The 21423-nt window shown below is 44.0% G+C and carries 22 protein-coding genes and 1 pseudogene; 21 read left to right on the top strand and 2 right to left on the bottom strand.

Going from position 1 to position 21423, the window contains the following annotated elements:
• The first annotated feature begins 14 nt into the window (after positions 1-14).
• From RDV49_RS01210 to folK, 6 genes and pseudogenes are all read left to right on the top strand, one after another.
• Complete coding sequence (locus RDV49_RS01210) at positions 15-1208, top strand: acetate kinase (RefSeq protein ID WP_003009777.1); 1194 nt, start codon at positions 15-17, stop codon at positions 1206-1208.
• 72 nt (positions 1209-1280) lie between these two features.
• Positions 1281-2012, top strand: a complete 732-nt coding sequence (locus tag RDV49_RS01205) for a CPBP family intramembrane glutamic endopeptidase (protein WP_037608245.1) — start codon at positions 1281-1283, stop codon at positions 2010-2012.
• A gap of 162 nt (positions 2013-2174) precedes the next feature.
• Positions 2175-3125, top strand: a complete 951-nt coding sequence (gene folP / locus RDV49_RS01200; RefSeq protein ID WP_003009783.1) for a dihydropteroate synthase — start codon at positions 2175-2177, stop codon at positions 3123-3125.
• A pseudogene (locus tag RDV49_RS01195) lies at positions 3126-4349 on the top strand (bifunctional folylpolyglutamate synthase/dihydrofolate synthase); the annotation flags it as partial. It lies immediately after the preceding gene.
• A 96-nt stretch (positions 4350-4445) separates the two neighbouring features.
• Positions 4446-5000 carry a GTP cyclohydrolase I FolE gene (gene folE / locus RDV49_RS01190; protein ID WP_003019101.1) on the top strand — a complete coding sequence of 185 codons (555 nt, stop codon included), beginning with the start codon at positions 4446-4448 and terminating at the stop codon, positions 4998-5000.
• A gap of 25 nt (positions 5001-5025) precedes the next feature.
• Positions 5026-5835 (top strand): 2-amino-4-hydroxy-6-hydroxymethyldihydropteridine diphosphokinase, encoded by an 810-nt coding sequence (gene folK, locus RDV49_RS01185; RefSeq protein ID WP_037608247.1) that lies wholly within the window; start codon positions 5026-5028, stop codon positions 5833-5835.
• A 335-nt stretch (positions 5836-6170) separates the two neighbouring features.
• Here folK and RDV49_RS01180 read toward each other — a convergent pair whose 3' ends face one another.
• A complete protein-coding gene (locus tag RDV49_RS01180) occupies positions 6171-7655 on the bottom strand; it encodes a DUF1846 domain-containing protein (protein WP_003009791.1) in 1485 nt (494 codons plus the stop codon).
• 244 nt (positions 7656-7899) lie between these two features.
• Positions 7900-8964, bottom strand: coding sequence for a glutamyl aminopeptidase (gene pepA, locus RDV49_RS01175; RefSeq protein WP_003009794.1), 1065 nt, complete (start codon positions 8962-8964; stop codon positions 7900-7902).
• Positions 8965-9106: 142 nt separating this feature from the next.
• On the opposite strand from pepA, the gene RDV49_RS01170 reads away from it, so the two are divergent.
• The 15 genes from RDV49_RS01170 to groL all read left to right on the top strand — a co-directional run bounded on the left by RDV49_RS01170 (position 9107) and on the right by groL (position 20593).
• Positions 9107-9397, top strand: coding sequence for a DUF4651 domain-containing protein (locus RDV49_RS01170; protein WP_003004245.1), 291 nt, complete (start codon positions 9107-9109; stop codon positions 9395-9397).
• Positions 9394-9711 (top strand): thioredoxin family protein, encoded by a 318-nt coding sequence (locus tag RDV49_RS01165; protein WP_003009797.1) that lies wholly within the window; start codon positions 9394-9396, stop codon positions 9709-9711. The genes RDV49_RS01170 and RDV49_RS01165 overlap by 4 nt, the downstream gene beginning before the upstream one ends.
• 9 nt (positions 9712-9720) lie before the next feature.
• A complete protein-coding gene (gene ytpR, locus RDV49_RS01160; RefSeq protein ID WP_003009800.1) occupies positions 9721-10347 on the top strand; it encodes a YtpR family tRNA-binding protein in 627 nt (208 codons plus the stop codon).
• Positions 10348-10448: 101 nt separating this feature from the next.
• Entirely contained in the window at positions 10449-10844 is a 396-nt protein-coding gene (locus RDV49_RS01155) for a single-stranded DNA-binding protein (protein ID WP_003004675.1), read from the top strand.
• Between the two features lie 188 nt (positions 10845-11032).
• Positions 11033-12016: a substrate-binding domain-containing protein gene (locus RDV49_RS01150; protein ID WP_003009806.1), complete on the top strand. Its 984-nt coding sequence runs from the start codon at positions 11033-11035 to the stop codon at positions 12014-12016.
• The gene (locus RDV49_RS01145; RefSeq protein WP_003009809.1) at positions 12016-13332 is read left to right on the top strand and encodes a sensor histidine kinase; all 1317 of its coding nucleotides are present in this window, start codon (positions 12016-12018) and stop codon (positions 13330-13332) included. Before RDV49_RS01150 ends, RDV49_RS01145 begins: the two co-directional genes overlap by 1 nt.
• Before the next feature lie 5 nt (positions 13333-13337).
• Positions 13338-14021 (top strand): response regulator transcription factor, encoded by a 684-nt coding sequence (locus RDV49_RS01140; RefSeq protein ID WP_037585171.1) that lies wholly within the window; start codon positions 13338-13340, stop codon positions 14019-14021.
• Complete coding sequence (locus RDV49_RS01135; protein WP_003009814.1) at positions 14018-15316, top strand: ABC transporter substrate-binding protein; 1299 nt, start codon at positions 14018-14020, stop codon at positions 15314-15316. The genes RDV49_RS01140 and RDV49_RS01135 overlap by 4 nt, the downstream gene beginning before the upstream one ends.
• 140 nt (positions 15317-15456) lie before the next feature.
• A complete protein-coding gene (locus RDV49_RS01130; protein ID WP_003009816.1) occupies positions 15457-15894 on the top strand; it encodes a PTS sugar transporter subunit IIA in 438 nt (145 codons plus the stop codon).
• 14 nt (positions 15895-15908) lie between these two features.
• Positions 15909-16403, top strand: coding sequence for a PTS sugar transporter subunit IIB (locus RDV49_RS01125; RefSeq protein ID WP_000261775.1), 495 nt, complete (start codon positions 15909-15911; stop codon positions 16401-16403).
• 56 nt (positions 16404-16459) lie between these two features.
• Positions 16460-17302, top strand: a complete 843-nt coding sequence (locus RDV49_RS01120; RefSeq protein WP_003004789.1) for a PTS mannose/fructose/sorbose/N-acetylgalactosamine transporter subunit IIC — start codon at positions 16460-16462, stop codon at positions 17300-17302.
• The gene (locus RDV49_RS01115) at positions 17286-18140 is read left to right on the top strand and encodes a PTS system mannose/fructose/sorbose family transporter subunit IID (protein WP_037585172.1); all 855 of its coding nucleotides are present in this window, start codon (positions 17286-17288) and stop codon (positions 18138-18140) included. The genes RDV49_RS01120 and RDV49_RS01115 overlap by 17 nt, the downstream gene beginning before the upstream one ends.
• 101 nt (positions 18141-18241) lie before the next feature.
• Positions 18242-18535, top strand: a complete 294-nt coding sequence (locus RDV49_RS01110; RefSeq protein WP_003004348.1) for a hypothetical protein — start codon at positions 18242-18244, stop codon at positions 18533-18535.
• Positions 18536-18664: 129 nt separating this feature from the next.
• The gene (gene groES, locus RDV49_RS01105; protein WP_003013619.1) at positions 18665-18946 is read left to right on the top strand and encodes a co-chaperone GroES; all 282 of its coding nucleotides are present in this window, start codon (positions 18665-18667) and stop codon (positions 18944-18946) included.
• 21 nt (positions 18947-18967) lie between these two features.
• The gene (gene groL / locus RDV49_RS01100) at positions 18968-20593 is read left to right on the top strand and encodes a chaperonin GroEL (RefSeq protein ID WP_003004647.1); all 1626 of its coding nucleotides are present in this window, start codon (positions 18968-18970) and stop codon (positions 20591-20593) included.
• The last annotated feature ends 830 nt before the right edge of the window (positions 20594-21423 follow it).

Below are 21423 nucleotides of genomic sequence, written 5' to 3'. Positions count from 1 at the left end.
AATGAGGTGAATATATGTCGAAAACAATTTCTATTAATGCAGGAAGCTCTAGTTTGAAATGGCAATTGTACCAAATGCCAGAGGAAACTGTTCTTGCAAAAGGGTTGATTGAACGGATCGGTTTGAAAGATTCTATTTCAACTGTTAAATTTGATGGACGCTCTGAAAAACAAGTATTAGATATCCAGGACCATACACAAGCTGTAAAAATTTTGTTGGATGATTTGATTCGTTTTGATATTATCAAATCCTACGATGAGATTACAGGTGTGGGCCACCGCGTCGTTGCTGGTGGAGAATACTTTAAGGATTCTGCCTTGGTAGATGACGAAGTCCTTCGAAAAGTAGAAGAATTGTCTTTGTTAGCACCTCTTCATAATCCTGCAAATGCAGCTGGAATTCGCGCCTTTAGAGAGATTTGTCCAAATATTACCAGTGTTGTGGTATTTGATACTTCTTTCCATACAACCATGCCGGAAAAAGCTTATCGTTACCCTCTTCCAACCAAATATTACACAGAAAATAAGGTTCGTAAATATGGCGCTCATGGAACCAGTCATCAGTATGTAGCTGGTGAAGCTGCTAAACTTCTTGGAAAACCATTAGAAGAATTGAAATTGATCACCTGCCACGTTGGAAATGGTGTATCTGTTACAGCGGTTGACAAGGGAATCTCTGTCGATACCTCAATGGGCTTCACCCCTCTAGGTGGTGTCATGATGGGAACCCGTACAGGGGATCTTGATCCAGCGATTATTCCTTACTTGATGGAACATACAGAGGATTTCAGTAAGCCTGAAGATATTAGCCGCATCCTCAATCGTGAATCAGGTCTTCTGGGTGTTTCTGAATCTTCTAGCGACATGCGGGATATCCATACAGCGATGCACAATGGAGACGAAAAAGCTAAATTGGCTTACGATATCTTTATCGATCGTTTGCAAAAATACATCGGTCAATACTTAGCTGTCTTGAATGGTGCAGATGCCATCATCTTTACAGCAGGAATCGGTGAAAATGCAGTAAACGTTCGTTCTTCTATTATCGATGGAATCAGCTGGTTTGGCTGCAAGGTCGACCCTGAAAAGAACGTTTTTGGAGTTGTCGGAGATATTTCCACAGATGATTCCCGTGTGAAGGTATTGGTGATTCCAACGGATGAAGAGTTGGTGATTGCGCGTGACGTTGAACGTTTCAAAAATCAGTAAACTGAAATAAAGTGAGAAGGCTGGAGGCGAAAGCCCCAGTCTTCTTATTTTATACAAGAAAGAGGTTGTCCATTGAAAAATATACAGTCTTTTGTTCGAAAGCACCCATTATGTAAGAATGCCCTCTGGCTCCTTCTTTTTGTGCCCTTATTCTTTCTCTCACAATTTCCCCTCATCACCATGGTTTATTCCCTTCAAGAAGGAATGGATGCAAGGTGGATCACTATCCTCACTCTCTTGGTGACAGTGGCGGTGCTCTTTGTTTTTTATAAGGTCATCAAAAAGAGTCCTCTGGAGAACTTAGATGTTCGGGTCATAACCTGGCCGGCTCTGGGGAGAAATTTTCTTTTTCTTCTCTTGTTGATGGCTAATAACCTGCTCGCCTATCCTTTGTTGAAACAAGAGGCAGGTGGGACGACAACAAACCAAGCGGCTCTGAATGAGTTGCAATCTCATGCTCCTTTTCTTGCTATGGGCATGGTCGTGATCCTTGTCGCTCCGATTCTAGAAGAGCTACTCTGTCGGGCCATCATCCCTCGTTTGATCTTTCGAGGGGCAGAACCAATCGGATATCTAGCTGGTGCCCTCTTTTTTACTTACTTGCATGGTCCGAGTACCCTAGGGGAATGGGTAGCTTACGGAGGCATGTCCTTGATCTTAACTTGGGTGGCTTATCGCTACAAGCGGATCGAGTATAGCATTTGCCTTCATATGACCTTGAATGCGCTGGCTTATTATTATCCGGTGGTCATACTCCTTTGTTTATTGCCAGTATGGAGAGTTTTCTTCCATGATAAATTATGATAAAATGGTAAGTACCAATGAGTTTTGATGCAGAACCATCCTACAGAAGGTCAGAAAAAATCAGAAATCCGTATGGAGAGTAGACTCAGAGGTTTAGAACACTTGTTCTAGCCTCTTTTGTTCGCAATCATGCTGTAGGAAGGGAATCAAAGGAGAACGAAAATGATTGATAATAAATGGCTGAGTGGCCAAGGGACCCTTCTTTGTGGGATCTTAAATGTCACTCCGGATTCATTTTCTGATGGCGGTAAGTATACGAGTGTGGATGCAGCCTTGCAGCAGGTGAGAAAACTGATCCAAGAAGGAGCTCAGATCCTCGATATCGGAGGAGAATCAACCAGACCAGGAAGTCATTATGTGGAGATCCAAGAAGAGATTGACCGCGTGGTTCCAGTGATTAAAGCCATTCGGAAAGAAAGTGATGTCTTGATCTCGGTGGATACCTGGAAGTCTCAAGTGGCGGCGGCGGCGCTCGAAGCTGGAGCTGATATTGTCAACGATATTACTGGTTTTCTTGGAGATCCTAAGATGGCTGCTGTCGTCGCGGAGCATGAAGCGAGCGCAGTTCTCATGTTTAATCCAGTGATGGCAAGACCGCATCATCCAAGTTCCACTATCTTTCCAAGTTTTGGTTTCGAACCAGTCTTTTCAGAGCAAGAGCTTCAACAGATGGCTCAAGAACCGATTCAAGACTTGATGTGGACCTTCTTTGACCGCTCGCTTGCGGTAGCGAAAGCAGCCGGTGTCCAGATGGATCGTATTATGTTGGATCCTGGGATCGGATTTGGGTTGACCAAGCGAGAGAACTTACTCTTATTACAAGAACTTGGGACGATTCACCAAAAGGGCTATCCGATCTTTCTAGGGGTCTCCCGCAAACGCTTTGTGGTCAACATTATTGAGGAAGCTGGATTTGAGACAGATCCTGCAACGGAGACTGGTTTTTGGAATCGGGACCTGGCTTCGAGCCATTTGACCAGTATTGCAGCCAGTCAAGGAGTCGAAGTGGTGCGGGTGCATGATATTCCCCTTCACAAGATGGCAGCAAGTCTAGGCCAAGCCATTTTCCAAGCCCAAGAGGCAGCAGATACCAATTTAAAACAATACAAGTAAATGAAGACAAAAGAACATCAGTTGGATCTTCGTTGGCTAGAAGCCTATCGTTCTCAAGATCCACATTTCGGCTTGGAGCGCATGGAAGCTCTCTTGGCTTTGAGAGGAAATCCTCACCTAGACTGTCGGGTCATTCATGTTGCGGGGACCAATGGCAAAGGCTCTACCATTGCTACCTTGTCCCAACTCTTGAGGCAGGCAGGTTTACGCGTTGGAGTCTTTACCTCTCCTTATTTGATCCATTACAATGACCAAATCACCATTAATGGCCAAGCCATTTCAGATCAAGACCTGCAGGCCTATCTGGATAGCTATCAACAACTCTTGGAAGCTGAAGAATCATCGGCCGTCTTTCAAGGGTTGACGGAATTTGAAGTGATGACAGCCATCGCCTATGATTATTTTGCTCACGAGGAGCTGGATTATGTGATCATAGAAGTCGGTATGGGCGGACGACTAGACAGTACCAATGTCTGTCAGCCTGTTCTGACCGCGATCACTTCGATTGGCTTGGATCATGTTGCCCTTCTTGGGCCAGATCTGGCTTCCATTGCCCGTGAAAAGGCAGGCATCATTAAGCCAGGAATTCCTCTGGTTCTAGGGAAATTAGAAGCAGAAGCCAGCCAAGTCATTGAAGGTATTGCGATTCAGAAGCAGGCACCGATAACAGCCTATGACAGAGATTACCAAGTTGAGCTAGAAGCCTCTTGTCTATCAGGCCAATCATTTTCTTATCACAGTTCTAAAAGAGAAAAAGCCTCTTATCAAGTAGCGCTCTTAGGTCATCACCAGGCCAGAAATGCAGCTCTTGCGATCAGTATCTGTGATGTACTTTTTGAAAGAGAAGGGCGTGAACTCTTGTCAAGAGAGTTAGTGGATGAGGCCTTGCATCAAGTCGTCTGGCCTGGCCGGATGGAAGTGGTCTCGCAAAATCCCATGATCTTGCTAGATGGGGCCCATAACCCCCACGCCGTTGCGCCTTTAATCGCAAGTCTTCGGGAACTGTTCCCAGGCCAAAAAAAGACCATTCTTTTTACCTGCATCCGGACCAAAGCCTTAGAAGAGATGCTCATTCAGTGGCAGGAACTAGAAAATAGTCGCTTGATCCTCACGACTTTTGAAGATCCAAGAGCCTATTCTCAAGAAGAGATAAGAGCTGCTGCGAAAAACCATCAGCTTGAGGAAGTCAATTGGCAAGAGTTTCTACAAAACTGGCAAGCAAAAGGCGATGAGCTCCTCATTGTAACGGGGTCGCTCTACTTCCTTAGCCAGATACGACCTTATTTATTAAAAAACAGAAAAATCCAACTAGGAGATGATATGGATACAAAGAAAATTGAAGAAGCAGTGAAAATGATCATCGAGGCAGTCGGTGAAGACGAGAACCGTGAGGGACTTCAGGAAACGCCAACCCGCATTGCCAAGATGTATCAAGAAATCTTTGCAGGACTAGGGCAGACAGCAGAAGAGCACCTGTCTAAATCATTTGAAATCATTGATAACAATATGGTGGTCGAGAAGGATATCTTCTTCCATTCCATGTGTGAGCATCACTTTTTACCATTTTATGGAAAAGTGCACATTGCCTATATTCCAAATGGCCGTGTGGCTGGGCTTTCAAAACTGGCTCGTACGGTCGAGGTTTATGCTAAAAAACCACAGATTCAGGAACGTTTGACGGTAGAAATCGCAGATGCCTTGATGGAATATCTTGGAGCGCAAGGAGCACTTGTCTGGGTAGAAGCAGAGCATATGTGTATGAATATGCGTGGTGTCCGTAAACCTGGGACCGCTACAGTGACAACTGCTGCGCGTGGACTGCTTGCGACAGATAAAGACTTAAAAAATGAAGCCTATAAACTCATGGGCCACTAATGGCTGGCTATAAGAGGTGAAGAGAGTGGATCAATTACGGATCAAGGACTTAGAGGTATACGCCTATCACGGTGTTTTTCCAGCAGAAAAAGAATTAGGACAACGCTTTGTCCTAGACCTATGGGTAGATTATGAGATGACCCGTGCTGCCCGCACAGGTGATTTAGAAGCTTCGATCCATTATGGGATCTTGGCGGAACAGTTGACCGAGTGGATGCAGGCAGAAAAGATCGATCTGATTGAAACGGTGGCCTTTCAATTGGTGCAAAAGATTTTCGAAAGCTATGCCTTTGTAGAAAAAGTTCGTCTGGAGTTGAAAAAGCCCTGGGCTCCTGTTCCCTTGCCACTCGAGACTTGTTCGGTGAGAATCGAACGGGAGAAAAAACGGGCCTTTATTGGGCTTGGCACCAATATGGGAGATAAACAACTGCAACTAGAGACGGCGCTAGAAAAACTCAAGGATCGAGGCATTCGCCTTCTTCAGACATCCACAAGGATTGAAACAGAACCTTGGGGAGGAGTGGAGCAGGACACCTTTTTGAATCAGGTGGCAGAAGTTGAAACCTGGATGACCCCAGAGGATTTATTAGAGACCTTACTTGCCATTGAGCAGGAAATGGGACGTGTTCGTGAGGTCAAGTGGGGGCCACGTGTGATCGATCTAGATCTGCTCTATATGGGGGACACCATTTGTTACAGTCCAAACTTGATCTTGCCACATCCTTATGTGGCAGAACGTGCCTTTGTCCTAGAATCTTTGAATGAAATTGCTCCTCATTTTGTGGACCCTGTTCAAAGAAAGCCCATTCGCCAATTATGGGAGGCTGTCAAATAGTTTCTCTTCTTTGCATTATAAAAAAACAATCCCTCGAGCAGGGATTGTTGAGAGCGTAGATAAACGAATCTTTAATAGAATCTAATCAATTCTTTAAAAATTATACTCGTTATAGTTATTCAGTCATCTAATGAAACTTTCCGCCGTGAGAAAAGTGCCTGAAACAATACCGTTTCAGGCACTCGGAATTATTGAGACCTTAGGCTCAATAATTAGTCATGGAACTTCGTAGAAGTTCGCTGACGTCCGTACTCACCTAAGGAAAGTTTTTTAAGAAGACTTTGTCTTCAATCTGAACAATTCCTAAAACAGGGATTGTTTTTGTTTGTCTTAGTTTATTTACGATACAAACGATCGTACTGGTAGACAGGGTCCATGGTGACGTTGATACCGAGCTTACGAAGGACGTTCTTATCTTCGTCTGTCAGCATCACGGTTGAGTGGGCTTCGCTGCCTTTCAACTTGCCTAATTCTTGCATAGCAAGCTTAGCATCTTCGTTGCTCATGGCTGTAATGGCCAGGGCAATGAGGATCTCGTTTGAGTGAAGACGAGGGTTACGGCTACCCAAATGATTGATCTTCAAGCCTTGGATAGGTTGGACGTATTCTGGCTCGATTAATTTGGTTTCTTTATCAATATGCGCCAATTTCTTAATCGCATTGATTAAGAGGGCTGCGGTTGGGCCAAAGAGATCAGAGGTTTTTCCGGTTACCATCTCGCCGTTTGGTAATTCAAGGGCTAAGGCTGGCTCACCTGTTTCTTCTTCTTTTTGGCGGGCAAGCACGGTTACTTTCCGATCATTTGGCGTAATGCCCAAATCATTCATCAAGAGCTCAATCTTTTTGACAGCTCCTTCACCGACGCGTTCAGCTTTGACATCTAAGATGGTTTGGTAATAGCGACGGATGATTTCTTGTTGGGAAGCTTCAATCGCAGCGTCATTGTCCACAATGGCAAAGCCAACCATGTTGACACCCATGTCTGTTGGAGAAGCATAAGGAGAGGTTCCTAAGATGCGTTCCAACATGCGCTTCAAGACAGGGAAGATTTCGATATCGCGGTTGTAGTTGACCGTCGTTTCCCCGTAGGTTTGGAGGTGGAAGGGATCGATCATATTGACATCGTCTAGATCTGCAGTCGCTGCTTCATAAGCCAAGTTGACTGGGTGGTGCAAAGGAAGATTCCATACTGGGAAGGTTTCAAACTTAGCATAACCTGATTTGATCCCATTTAATTGGTCATGGTACATATTGGACATACAAGTTGCCAGCTTACCAGAACCAGGGCCAGGAGCTGTCACAACGACCAAATTGCGACTAGTTTTGATGTAGTCGTTTTTCCCCATCCCTTCAGGAGAGATGATGTGGTCCATATCAGTCGGATAGCCCTTGATCGGATAGTGGAGATAAGAGGCGATCCCGCTCTTATCCAGTTGTTTGCGAAAGGCGTCTGCTGCAGCTTGTCCAGCATATTGGGTGATGACGACAGAGCCTACAAAGATCCCTAATTCATTGAATTTGTCGATCAAGCGCAGTACTTCTTGGTCATAAGAAATTCCTAGATCTCCACGGGCTTTTGAGTGCTCAATGTTGTTGGCGTTGATGGCAATGACAATTTCCACCTGGTCGCGCAATTCTTGGAGCAACTTGATCTTATTGTCTGGTTCGTATCCAGGGAGGACACGAGCAGCGTGGAAGTCTTCTAACATCTTACCACCAAATTCAAGGTAGAGCTTGCCATCGAATTGGTTGATCCTCTCAATAATGTGGTCACGTTGCAAGTTCAAATACTTTTCAGAACTAAAAGCTTGTTTTTTCATGTAAAACTCCTGTATATAAGGGAAGGGTCTGCCACACAAATCCAAGGATGAGTGTTCCGTTCCCTACCATTTCATTCTTTCATATTATATCAGAAAACAGATGGAAGATAAAATATTCTAAGATACTTTCCTAAGGGGAGTGTGGATGCCAAGGGGCTCAATGGTGACTCACGGTGGAAAGTTTCCAAGAGAAGTTTGTTTTCCCTCTAAAAAAGCCCCTTACGGGGCTTCGGATCGATGTTGCTTAATAGTGTTTGATCAAATCAACTGTAGAGCGATCCAATTTCTTAACCAATGCTTGTAAGAAGGCTTGTGCTTGCAAGAAATCATCCATGGCATAGAGGGTTTGGTGGGAGTGGATGTAACGTGCACAGACACCAATAGTGGTTGATGGGACTCCACCGTTCTTCAAGTGTGCTGCACCTGCATCGGTACCACCTTTGGCACAATAGTATTGGAATTTGATACCTGCTTCTTCAGCAGTAGTGAGCAAGAAATCTTTCATATTTGGTAGCATGATGTGACCTGGATCATAGAAGCGAAGCAGTGTTCCTTCCCCAATCGCTCCTTGGTCTCCAAAGACATCGGCCGCTGGTGAACAGTCTACAGCAAGGAAGATTTCAGGATCAAATTTAGTGGTTGAAGTGTGGGCTCCACGCAGTCCCACTTCTTCTTGAACGTTGGCCCCTACATAGAGTTCGTTGTTTAAGGCTTGTCCAGAAAGGCTCTTGGCCAATTCGCTGACCATCAAGACGCCGTAGCGGTTATCCCATGCTTTTGAGATGACGTTTTTACCATTAGCAGTGAGAATCGCAGAGCTATCTGGGACCAAAGTATCTCCAGGACGAACCCCATAACTTTCAGCTTCGGCTTTAGAGCTAAAGCCTGCATCAAAGATGATGTCGCTAATGGCTGGTACGGTTGGTCCACCCGTTCCACGTGTCAAATGAGGAGGAACAGATCCTGAAATAGCAGGGTATTCACGTCCGTCACGTGTAAAGAGTTTGAAGCGTTGGCTGCTGACGACCATCGGATTCCAACCTCCGATTGGGACAACACGGAAAGTTCCGTCAGCTTTGATTTCGCTGATCATAAAACCAACTTCGTCCATGTGGGCAGCTACTAAGATACGAGGAGCATCGGCAGCTGTTGAATGTTTGACCCCAAAGATCCCACCGAGACCATCTGTCACGATTTCGTCCACATGAGGGGTCAATTGTTGGCGCAAATAATCCCGTACAGGAGCTTCATGACCTGAGATAGCAGGGATTTCAGTTACTTCTTTGATTTTAGAAAATAAATCAGTCATAGGTTACCTTCTTTCTGATGCTATTTTAACACTTTTTCTACAAGGATGGTAGCGTTATTATGGAAATCAATCTCAAAAAGCAGAGGGAGAGATCCAGCCTAGACCGTTGTCCCTCTGCTTATTTTGTGTTACAATAGGCACTATGAAAGCTAAAAAAATTATTTTGTCTAGTCTGGCTGTAGCAAGTGCAGGAGCTCTTGCGGCCGGTGTTTATAAAATCGCCAAAGATCAAAAGCGTCTCCGTACCCAAGAAGAGTTGGTAGCAGAAGTACGGGAGCAAATGGAAGCCATGGGGACGATTGCGACCCTGTATGTGGAACTCTACGAGTCTAGTGAAGAACGCTTAGTAGGAGGCGTCATTTTTGAAGATGAGCGCCATTACCGCTTTGTCTATGAGGACGGTCTCTTGCATTATGAAGAGGAAAAACTATGATTACACCAAATTCTCTAGAAGAAATTGCTTCTTATGTAGAGCAAGATGGCAAGAAAGTGTTTGTCTTTTCAGCAGATTGGTGTGGGGATTGTCGTTACCTCAAGCCTTTTTTGCCGGAGATTGAAGCTGAAAATCCCGAATTTACCTTTATCTTGATTGACCGAGATGCCTATATGGATCTGGCGAAAGTCTGGGATGTTTATGGGATCCCAAGTTTGGTGGTTCTGGAAAAGGATAAGGAAATCGGTCGGTTTGTCAATCGGGATCGAAAAACCAAGGCGCAGCTTACAGCATTCTTAGCAGGATTAAAATAGGAGAAAAACATGATTGTAACATACAACAAAGAACAAGTCGGCGATGTCTTGATGCTGACCTTGAAAAATAGTGGAGAAGCAAAGCTCGCGGTGGAGAGAAAAGGAAAAGTGGCTCGCGTTTACCGTGAGGACAAGCAAGAAACCGTTGCCTGGAATATTTTTGATGCCTCATCTTTCTTCGCCATCGAAGGCAAGGGCCAAGTCTTTTTGACAGATGAGCAAGTAGCTCGTTTGAATCAAGAATTGGAAAGAGAAGGCTTCGCAGAACGTTTGGTCAATGATCGGGAACCAAAATTTGTGGTGGGAGAAATCCTTGAAATGGTAGCCCATCCAGATAGTGACCACTTGAATATCTGCCAAGTAGCAGTTGGACCAGATAAGACGGTTCAGATCGTAGCTGGAGCTCCAAATGCGCGAGTGGGTCTCAAGACCATTGTCGCTCTTCCAGGTGCCATGATGCCGGATGGTAGCTTGATTTTCCCAGGGGCCCTTCGTGGAGAAAAAAGCTATGGGATGATGTGCAGTCCGCGCGAATTGCACTTGCCAAATGCTCCTCAAAAACGAGGCATTATTGAATTGGATGACGCAGAAGTAGCAGGGACACCTTTTGATCCTGCTCGTCACTGGCACGAATAAAGAGAAGAATCTAGGATGTTTTGGATCCTAGATTTTTTTGATTTTGGTTTGTCACCTCCATTTTTTGAAATTTTTTCGAATAAATAGATAGGAGGTAAATGATGTATAATAAAGTTATTTTAATCGGTCGCCTAGTAGCGGCCCCAGAATTGCATAAAACCAGCACAGACAAATCCGTTGCCCGAGTGACCGTTGCGGTCAATCGTCGCTACAAGGACCAAAACGGGGAGCGAGAGACTGATTTTGTCAATGTCGTTGTCTGGGGGAAATTGGCTGAAACCATGGCTAGTTATGCTAGCAAAGGGAGCCTGATCTCTTTGGATGGAGAGATTCGGACGCGCCGCTACGAGAAAAATGGAGTTATGCAGTATGTGACAGAGGTCCTCTGCCAAAGTTTTCAGTTGCTAGAGAGCCGCGCTCAGCGAGCGATGCGTGAAAATGGTGGAACGGGAGATTTAGCCGATATCATCTTAGAAGAGGAAGATCTTCCCTTTTAGGATCAAAAAAGAAAGCTGGTTCGTTTATAGACCAGCTTTTTTGATACTTGCTAGGGATTTTATTCGGGAACGACTCTTTTAAAAATAAATCAAAAATATGCATCTGTACAATAAAAGCCAGCACTTTTCTTGAAAAAGTAGTAAAATAAAGTAATATATATTCAAAATTTTCAGAAAAGGAACGGAGTTTGAAGAGGAAAGAAGAAAGAAAAGAACTGTTAAAATGGCTGATAAAACGGGTTCTACTGGTGATTCCAGTGGCCTGCCTCCTCTTGTGGATCTATGCTGTTTGTCAAACCAGTAGCATCAAGGATCAGACCAAGATTGGTGTCACCTATATGACCATGAACAATGAGTTCTATAAAAGTATTCATTCGGAAATTAGTCGGATTGCCGATGAGAGAGGGGCTCTTGTATCTGTTCGAGATCCGGAATTGGATGAAAAAAGGCAGAGCCAGCAGATCGATGATTTTTGCGCTCAAAAAGTAAATGTGATTGTGATTAATCCGGTCAAAGGGGATAGTCAGCCGATTTTAAGGGCTCTTAAAAAAGCTAGAAAACAAGGAATTAAGATCATTGCAGTTGATACCCAGCTCAAGCATTTTAAGCCGGATGCCAGCATTGTCTCCGACAACTACCAAGCAGGAGTCTTGATTGCGAAAGAGTTGATGAAACGCTCTTCAAATGCTCGGATCCTTCTCTTGGAGCACAAAGGGACTGTTTCGGCAGATACGCGGATTCAGGGATTTAAGGATACCATCAAAGGACATGGGTCTTATCAGATCATCTCGGAACTAGAAACCAAGGGGCAGACGGAGATCGCCATGCCAGCTGTCCGTAAGTTCTTGCAGTCAGGGGGGAATGTCGATACTCTAGTCTCCTTGAATGACCGCTCGGCTATAGGAGCTTTAGCGGCGATCAAGGAGCAAGGAATCACCCATCCCATTGCGATCTATGGGATTGATGGCTCACCAGATATGAAAGCCTTGCTACACTCGACAGATGATGTCGTAGGAACCGTTGCCCAGTCTCCGTTGAAGATGGGAGACCGCGTGATGGAGGTCATCCAAGATATGGCTGATGGGAAGAGCTACCAAAAAGAAATAACCATTCCGGTTCAGATGATGACAAAGGAAAACATCGATCAATTTGATGTGAATGGGTGGCAGTAATGAGAAAATTTAGAGGTGTGAGATACAGTTTGGCCATTCTGATGGTCGTGAATTTTATCGCTGTGATGCTCAACAGTATCATCTATCTTCAAGCAACCAATTATATCATTGCTCAACGACAAGCTTCCCTATTAGTAGAACGCTTAGAGCGCATTCCTTTTGCGCCCTCTACAACTTTTTGGTTGTCTGCACTCTTATTTGCTGGGATTGCCTTGATTTCCATGAGTCGTTATCGGTCTCAAACGAGTCGATGGTCCATTTTTGATAAGTGGAACATTCTGGAGATCCTCCTGATGTTGCTCTTGATGTGGGTCCAAAATGTAGCTTATAACGGGCTCATTCTCTTGGTTTTTGCGGATATCTTCTATGGTTCCAAAGAGTTGAATACCAAGCGAGACCGCAAGTATTGGTTTGCTTTTATCCTAGTAAGTTTCTTGATGCTTCTTGTGACCAATTCAGACGTCTTTTCGCTTTTCTTTCCGATTCCTTCTCTGGATGTCTATATTCATTTTTATCCTGCCTCCATTCGGATTCTGGCCTTTTTCTTGAAGAATTCCCTCTATGCCTTGAATATGGTGCTCTTCATTATTTCGCTTTTGTTCTATATTATGAATGTTCTTGCGGAAAACCACGAAGTAGAAGAAGAGTTGGCCATGGTTTCGAAGGTCAATACGGAGTTGAACAACTATATGGCCTTGTCTGAGAAGATTGCAGAGGATCGGGAGCGCAAGCGGATTGCTCGGGAAATTCACGATACCTTGGGACACGCGCTAACAGGGATCTCAGCAGGTTTAGATGCTGTCGGAGTCTTGATTGATATCGATCCCAATCGGGCAAAAGAGCAGGTGAAAAGTGTTTCAGAAGTGGTTCGTGAAGGAATCCAGGATGTGAGAGGCTCTCTCAACCGCCTCCGTCCAGGTGCCCTTGAGGGACGAACCCTCAAAGATGCTTTAGAAAAGATGATCCGCGAGTACCAGACGCTCTCCAACTTGCAGGTTGATTTACGCTATGAATGGGTCGATGTCGATATGGACGTCATGATTGAAGATACGATCTTTCGTGTGATCCAAGAGTCTATGACCAATGCGGTTCGCCACGGTCATGCCAGTCAGATGAGCCTTCATTTTTTTGAGGATAAAGAAAATTACCTGATTGAGTTGCAGGACAATGGGGTTGGATTTGAAACCTTGACCTATGGCTATGGGCTCAAGCAGATGATGGAGCGTATTTCCATCCTAGGAGGACAGCTTCAATTTGAAAGTCGCGATGGATTTTTCACGCGCGTCAGTTTACCGAAATATAAAGAAGGGAGATAGAGATGGTGATAAAAGTAATGGTAGCAGATGACCAGGCCTTGATTCGAGAATCTCTGAAAATTATTTTGTCAGCCCACCCCGATATTGAAGTGGTGGCCACAGTGGAAGATGGGAATCACGTCTTGTCGAGCATTCCACAGACACATCCTGACCTGATCTTAATGGATATTCGGATGCCAGGCATGGATGGGGTCTTGGCGACAAAAGAAGTCAAAGAGCACTATCCGGATATCAAAATTATTATTTTAACGACCTTTGATGATGATGAATTTATCTATAGTGCACTCAAGTATGGTGCTTCAGGTTATCTTTTAAAGGGAGCCTCGACAGAGGAACTCTATGAAGCGATTAAGGTGGTGTATCAAGGCGGAGCCATGATCAACCCGAATATCGCTAGTAAAGTCTTTCAAATTTTCTCACAAATGGCCAAGACCAACTTCTCTATTGCTGTGGATGAGGACAATGTCAAGGATTTGAGCACGACGGAATGGCGCATTATCCAAGAAGTCGGCTATGGGGAGTCTAATAAAGAAATTGCGGCTAAACTTTTCTTATCAGAAGGAACCGTGCGCAATTACTTATCAACAATTTTGGCGAAATTAAACCTACGAGATCGAACGCAATTAGCGATCTGGTCAGTCCAAACAGGAGTGACGAGACGTGATTTTTCTAAAGGAAATACAGAATGAAATTGAAGCGAAAGCATCTTTGTTGGGGGATCGGCCTCCTTGTTGTGCTCTGTGCGAGCGCGGGTTTCTATTGGTGGAAACAGCAACCGACCGTCCTCCATATCGGCGTTTATGCAGGTTCTAGCTGGGATGTGCCGACCAGTCAACGTTCCCATGCCTTGGATCGTGCGATTCAAAAATTTGAAAAATCCCATCCCCACGTTCGTGTAGAGTATGAAAATGGGATTCCTCAGTCGGATTATTCTGACTGGCTTTCCGAAAAGATTGTCTCAGGAAAGACGCCAGATGTGTTTATGGTCTCTGAGCAAGATCTTTCCTTATTAGCAGCGCGAGGCGTATTAGAAAAGTTAAACGGCTATATGGATCGAAAAGATCAAGCTGCCTTTTATCCCGTTGCCTTTGAATCCGGTGTCTATCAGGGGCAAACCTATGCCTTACCTTATGAAAGCAATCCGATTTTGATGTGTGTCAATAAAGATCTCTTGGATAAAGAAGGTATCGCGGTTCCCAAAGAAGGCTGGACCCTTGAAGAGTTCTATACGATTTGCAAGAAACTAACCAAAGATACCAATGGGGATGGGCAATTGGACCAATTTGGGAGTACAGAATACACCTGGAAAGAAGCCTTGGCGGCAAATGGAGGTCATCTCTTCCAAGGAGGCATGCTCAAGCTGACAGCTCCAGAAGTGAAAGAGTCTCTGACTTTTCTGCAAAAATTGGAAGATCTAAATAAAAATTACAAGGTGAGCTCTAAAGATTTTGACCAGGGAAAAGTCGCCTTCTATCCCATGACCTTGGCCCAATATCGGACCTACAAACCTTATCCCTACCACGTTTCTAAATATTCAAACTTCACCTGGACCTGTATCCCGATGCCTGCTAAGTCAAAAACGACCAAGGCAACCTTGGTCACGACGACTTCTTTTGCTATGTCGGCTCGAAGTTCTCATTCCAAGTTGGCTTGGGAATTAATGCAACTCTTAACAGAGGATCCCGAAATTCAACAAACCCTCTTTGCCCAATCCCAGGGGATCTCTGTCATGCCACAGGTAGTCAAGAGTCGCTCTAGTAAAGACCTCTTGCAGGTAGATGATTTTGGGACGGATTCCTTGACCAATCAGACCTTGAACCGCATCATGGAACAAGCTGTTGAAAGTAGTCCTAAAAATGTCTCAAAAGAGGTGTTAGAAAAGTTAGATTACTTGATTGGCAATGCCTTGCGCGATCAAGATGTTGAGAACCGCTTGCCTCAAATTCAGAGGGAGATTGAAAGTAGTCTACAGGTAGGAGTTTAGAGTAAAATAAGATGGCATTTTGTCAAGTGACAGATGTCATTTTTTTATTGCTAAATGTCATATTAGGAATGTGACATTTGACAATGTAAAAACGCTTTCAAATACTCTACAATAGAGTCAAATAAAGGAGGCGTAGAAAAATGAAATACCTCGTTTTGGTCAGTCATGGCGGACTGGCAGAAGGTCTAAAAACATCACTAGCCATGTTTGCTGGTGACAAGTTGGATCAGGTCATCGCAGTTGGACTCAAAGAAGGAAAATCGGTCGATGACTTCGCAGTTGATTTCAGAGAGAGCATTTCAGGATTGACAGCTGATGATTCTGTTTTGGTCTTGGCAGATATCGTAGGTGGTAGTCCATTAACCACTGCAGCCATGGTTCTAGAAGAAGCTGGAAAGCTCGATGGAGCCTTGATCCTTGGTGGGATGAACCTCACCATGGCCTTGACGGCAGTTGTGATGAAGGATGTGTTGGATGGAGACGATTTGTCAGCTACCATCTTATCAGAAGCACGATCTGCACTACAGCCTTTTGAAGTTTCAGCCACTGGTGCTGAAGAAGATGATGACGATATTTAATAGGGAGGTACCTTATGGTAGTAACATTTGTACGGATTGATGACCGCATGATTCACGGTCAGACAGTCACACGCTGGGCAAAGGAAAAACCATGTGATGGTTTGATTGCCGTAAACGATGCAGCAGCATCAAACAAGGTTTTGATTCAAGCTTACAAAGGCGCATCAGACAAGAAAACCTTTGTATGGACAAAGGAAGCCTTTAAGGAAAAATCAGCAAAAGTAACAGAATCAGATAGTCGTTACTTCTTGATCACCAAAAATCCAATCGATATGAAGGAAATTTTGGTCGACCAAGGGTTTGTCCCAGGTGATGTCAAAGAAATCATTGTTGGCCCTGCAAATGATCGTCCTGGAGCTGTGAAATTGGGAAATAACCAATCCATCACTCAGGAAGAAGCAGAAGCCTTCCAAGCCATTCAAGCAGCAGGCTACAAGGTGAAATTCCAATTGTTGCCAGATGTTTCCATCGGGTATTGGGATGATTTCAAATCAAAATTTGGTTTTTAAAACTAACAGTCTGATCTGTTAGGTAAATAAATTTACAAACAAAAGGAGCGTTTGTTATGACAATTTCATGGATTCAAGCAATCTTGCTTGGTATTTTCGCCAGCTTGTCTTCAATGCCTGGTATGGGAGGTTCCAGTATCGGGAACTATACACTCGGTCGTCCTTTGATCGGTGGGTTGATTTCAGGTTTAATTCTTGGAGATGTGACAACCGGTATTATGGTCGGGGTTGCCCTTCAAGTCGTTTATATCGCCTTGGTAACACCTGGTGGTACCGTATCTGCCGATGTGCGTGCCATCTCTTACATCGGTGTTCCTCTTGCTATCTTGTTTGTGCATGCTAATAACATCACAGATGAAGCAGGAATCGCCGCAGCTGCAGCTCCAATCGGTGCAGCCGTTGGGACAATTGGTACAGTTCTTTTCTACGGTACCGCTACTATGAACTTGGTTTGGCAACACATTGGTTGGAAAGCCGTTGAAGAAGGAAACTTCAAAAAACTCTACGCAGTTGACTGGGTTTACCCTTGGATCTCTCACTTCCTCTTCTCTTTCCTTCCAACAATGATTATCACCAAATACGGTGAAAACATGGTTGATTTGATGAAACAATACCTTCCTATGGATGGTTACTGGATGAAAGCCCTCTTTACAGTCGGTGCTCTTCTCCCATGTGTCGGTATTGCCATCTTGTTGAAACAAATTGTTACAGAAGCAACTGACTTCATTCCATTCTTTGTTGGATTTACCTTGGCAAAATCTCTCGGATTGAACTTGGTATCCAGTGCCGTTGTTTCATTAATCTTTGCAGTAATCTACTATGAACTTGAAGTGATCAAATCGATGAAAGCTGCTCCAGCCGGAGTGGTGGACCAAGACGATGATGAGGAGGATATTTAAAATGGCTGATAGAAAGAAAATTTCAAAGAAAACATTAGCAAAAGCATTCCATCATTGGTATTATGGTCATTTGACTTGTTTCTCTCAAGAACATATGCAAACCTTCGGGTACTTGACTTCTATGCTTCCAATCGTAGAAGAAATGTATGACACAAAAGAAGAACAAAAGGATGCTATGCAAACCTATACGGCCTTCTTCAACACTGAACCACAACTTGGATCTCTTGTTGTAGGGATCACAGCTGGTTTGGAAGAAGCGCGTGCAAACGGAGATGCAGTAGATGGCGAAACCATCAACGGTATGCGTGCCGGTTTGATGGGACCAATCGCTGGTATTGGTGACTCATTGGTCGTTGGTACCTTGATTCCAGTTCTCTTAGGGATTGCCCTTGGTCTTTCTAAAGGTGGTAACGTCGCTGGTGCTCTCTTCTACATCGTCGTATGGAACCTCTTAGTCTACTTTGGTATGCGCTTTGCCTTCTTCAAAGGTTACCAATTAGGGGATAAAGCCGTTGAATTCCTTGTAGGACCAAAAGGACAAGCTCTTCGTAAAGCGATCAGCGTTGTCGGTGGTATGGTTATCGGTGCCGTAGCAGCTACTTGGGTATCTGTTACAACAGCCCTTCAATTCAAGAATTCTGAAGGAAAAGTCTTCTTGAACATCCAAGAAAAGATCGATGGTGTTTATCCAGGTCTCTTGACAGCAGCCTTCATCACTCTTTGCTGGTGGTTGATGTCTAAGAAAAAAATTTCACCAAACAAAGTCATGTTACTTCTCGTTGTAGTGGCTTTGATCGGTGTTGCCCTTGGTATCTTTGACCCACATCTTAAATACTAAGGTCAAGAAAAAACGAATTTGCTAGTAGGAGTTTTTGAGAATGAAGTGAATGGACCTCCTTTATTTGCACTTCATTCTCAATTTTTATCAGGAGGAATCCCATGGTTACAAAACAAGAACTTGTCAATGGATATGAAACAGAAATCAAGTACCAACGCCACATGCTTGAAAACCTTGGTCGTTGGTTCAGCTTACTCTTTATCATTGCCAGTATTGGTGTGGTATTGATCTATCTCTTTCACAAAAGTTTCCTCCCACTCTTGATCCTCGGGATTTTACTAGCCTTGGTTGGAATTTTAGGCATGATTGTTTTTGGATATGGCATCTACCGCGGTCGGATCAATCTTCAAAAAGTGATCGATGATTTCAATCAAAAATTGACAATTTTAAATTGATATTTTAGAAACATCTCATTTATTTTTGAGGTGTTTTTTTCTTGACTATTTCTGACCAAGTGATACAATAGAAACATAAGTTAGCACTTGTGTATAGAGAGTGCTAAAAACACGTATGGAGGAATGAACATGTTAAAACCATTAGGAGACCGTGTGGTCTTAAAAGTAGAAGAAAAAGAACAGACTGTTGGAGGTTTTGTCCTCGCAGGTGCGAGCAAGGCCGATACAAAAACAGCTGAAGTGGTTGCCGTTGGTGAAGGTGTGCGTACCCTAAGTGGTGAACTCATCGCTCCAGCTGTAAAAGCAGGAGACCACGTTTTGGTTGAAAGCCATGCAGGAATTGAAGTGAAAGATGGGGAAGAAACTTACACCATCGTTGGAACATCAAACATTCTTGCAATTGTAGAGTAAGAGAAGAAAGAGGTAAGAGAAATGGCAAAAGATATTAAATTTTCATCTGATGCACGTTCTGCAATGGTCCGTGGTGTCGATGTCTTAGCAGATACAGTGAAAGTTACGTTGGGCCCTAAAGGACGCAATGTGGTTCTTGAAAAATCATTTGGTTCGCCCTTGATCACAAATGATGGGGTGACCATCGCAAAAGAAATTGAATTGGAAGACCATTTTGAAAATATGGGTGCTAAATTGGTGTCAGAAGTGGCTTCTAAGACCAATGATATCGCAGGTGACGGTACAACGACCGCAACGGTCTTGACTCAAGCCATCGTCCGTGAAGGGATCAAAAACGTCACTGCAGGTGCTAACCCAATTGGCATCCGCCGTGGGATTGAGACCGCTGTTGCAACAGCAGTAGAAGCTTTGAAAAACAATGCGATCCCAGTATCGAGCAAGGAAGCGATTGCTCAAGTAGCTGCTGTGTCTTCTCGTTCTGAAAAAGTTGGTGAGTACATCTCTGAAGCCATGGAAAAAGTTGGCAAAGATGGGGTCATCACGATTGAAGAATCTCGTGGAATGGAGACAGAACTGGAAGTCGTTGAAGGCATGCAGTTTGACCGTGGTTACCTCTCACAATACATGGTCACTGATAATGAAAAGATGGTGGCAGACCTTGAAAATCCATACATTTTGATCACTGACAAGAAGATTTCAAATATCCAAGAAATCTTGCCATTGTTGGAAAGCATTCTTCAAAGCAACCGTCCACTCTTGATCATCGCAGATGATGTCGATGGCGAAGCTCTTCCAACACTTGTCTTGAACAAGATCCGTGGTACCTTTAATGTCGTAGCTGTCAAGGCACCAGGATTTGGAGATCGCCGCAAAGCCATGCTAGAAGACATTGCCATCTTGACAGGTGGTACAGTCATTACAGACGATCTTGGTTTGGAATTGAAAGATGCAACCATTGAAGCGCTTGGTCAAGCAGCTAAAGTGTCAGTTGATAAAGACAGTACCGTCATTGTCGAAGGTTCTGGTAACCCAGAAGCGATCGCTAACCGTGTGGCGGTCATCAAGTCACAAATCGAAACCACAACCTCTGAATTTGACCGTGAAAAATTACAAGAACGTTTGGCTAAATTGTCTGGTGGCGTTGCCGTAATCAAGGTTGGTGCTGCAACAGAAACAGAATTGAAAGAAATGAAACTCCGTATCGAAGATGCCCTTAATGCGACTCGCGCAGCCGTTGAAGAAGGGATCGTTGCCGGAGGTGGTACAGCTCTTGTCAATGTCATCTCTGCAGTCGCAGCCCTTGAATTAGAAGGGGATGAAGCAACAGGACGCAATATCGTTCTTCGTGCTTTGGAAGAGCCAGTGCGCCAAATTGCCCACAATGCCGGTTACGAAGGATCTATTGTGATTGATCGCTTGAAAAATGCCGAAGTCGGAACAGGTTTCAATGCTGCAACAGGTGAATGGGTGAATATGATTGATGCAGGAATCATCGACCCAGTTAAAGTGAGCCGTTCAGCCCTTCAAAACGCCGCTTCCGTAGCGAGTCTGATCTTGACGACCGAAGCAGTCGTAGCCAACAAACCAGAACCAGCAGCCCCAGCAGGACCAGGAATGGATCCAAGCATGATGGGTGGGATGATGTAACACACTTAGCCTAATGGGTGCTAAAGCACCTCATTAGGCTACGGCAAGCACCATGGTGCCTTGCCGAAGTGTCTTACTAAGAAAATAAAGAAGGCGTTATAGGCCTTCTTTATTTTCTGTCGTAACTGTTACACGATTGAGGCTATACCTCTCATCGTTGGATAGTAGCCACTATGTTGCGGCCTGGCTAATCGTCTTACTAGCTCAAAGAGAGTGGGACAGAAATCGGTAATTCGTTAGAATTCGATTTCGTTGTCCCACCTCCGCACAGTTGAGTAGGGCTGTAAAAGCTGATGAAATCAGCGTAGTAGAGCCCACTCAACCACTGCGTCTTGCTCGACAATCCAAAAATAATTGAGAGGCTAGGACTTTTGTCCCAGCCTCTTTTTATCGTGCTTTGGGATTTTCATTTATTATGGAATAATATTTTTATTTTAAATTTTGTAACAGAAATGATAAATACTAATTAAAGAGGACTTGCGTAGATGCTTGGGAATCAAGCATTTGCGGTGTTTTCAGGCAGAGGGATATTTGCCAACAAATTGCAATACAAATTAACTGATTTTGTAATAATTCTAGTGTATACTAGTAAGAGTAGATCACAGGTCTACATTGTTGCAAGGGGAGAACTTCCCACATACATGTCTATTGACAATAAAACTTGATCGTAATATCGCTGTTAGTAAAATGAGAGTTTGAACATAGCATAGATTTTATCGACCTTTTTCATATTAAAAAATATTTTTCAAATTCCCCTTGCGCAAGCTCTTCCGGATTCCTCCGGGAGAGTTTTTTTGTTAAGGAGAAAAGGTAGAAGGGCTATTAAGTCT

It is taken from the genome of Streptococcus parasanguinis, assembly GCF_031582885.1.
Taxonomy (GTDB): domain Bacteria; phylum Bacillota; class Bacilli; order Lactobacillales; family Streptococcaceae; genus Streptococcus; species Streptococcus parasanguinis_M.
Note: the sequence above shows the minus strand (reverse complement) of the source record. Positions and strands in the feature narration are given on the sequence as shown.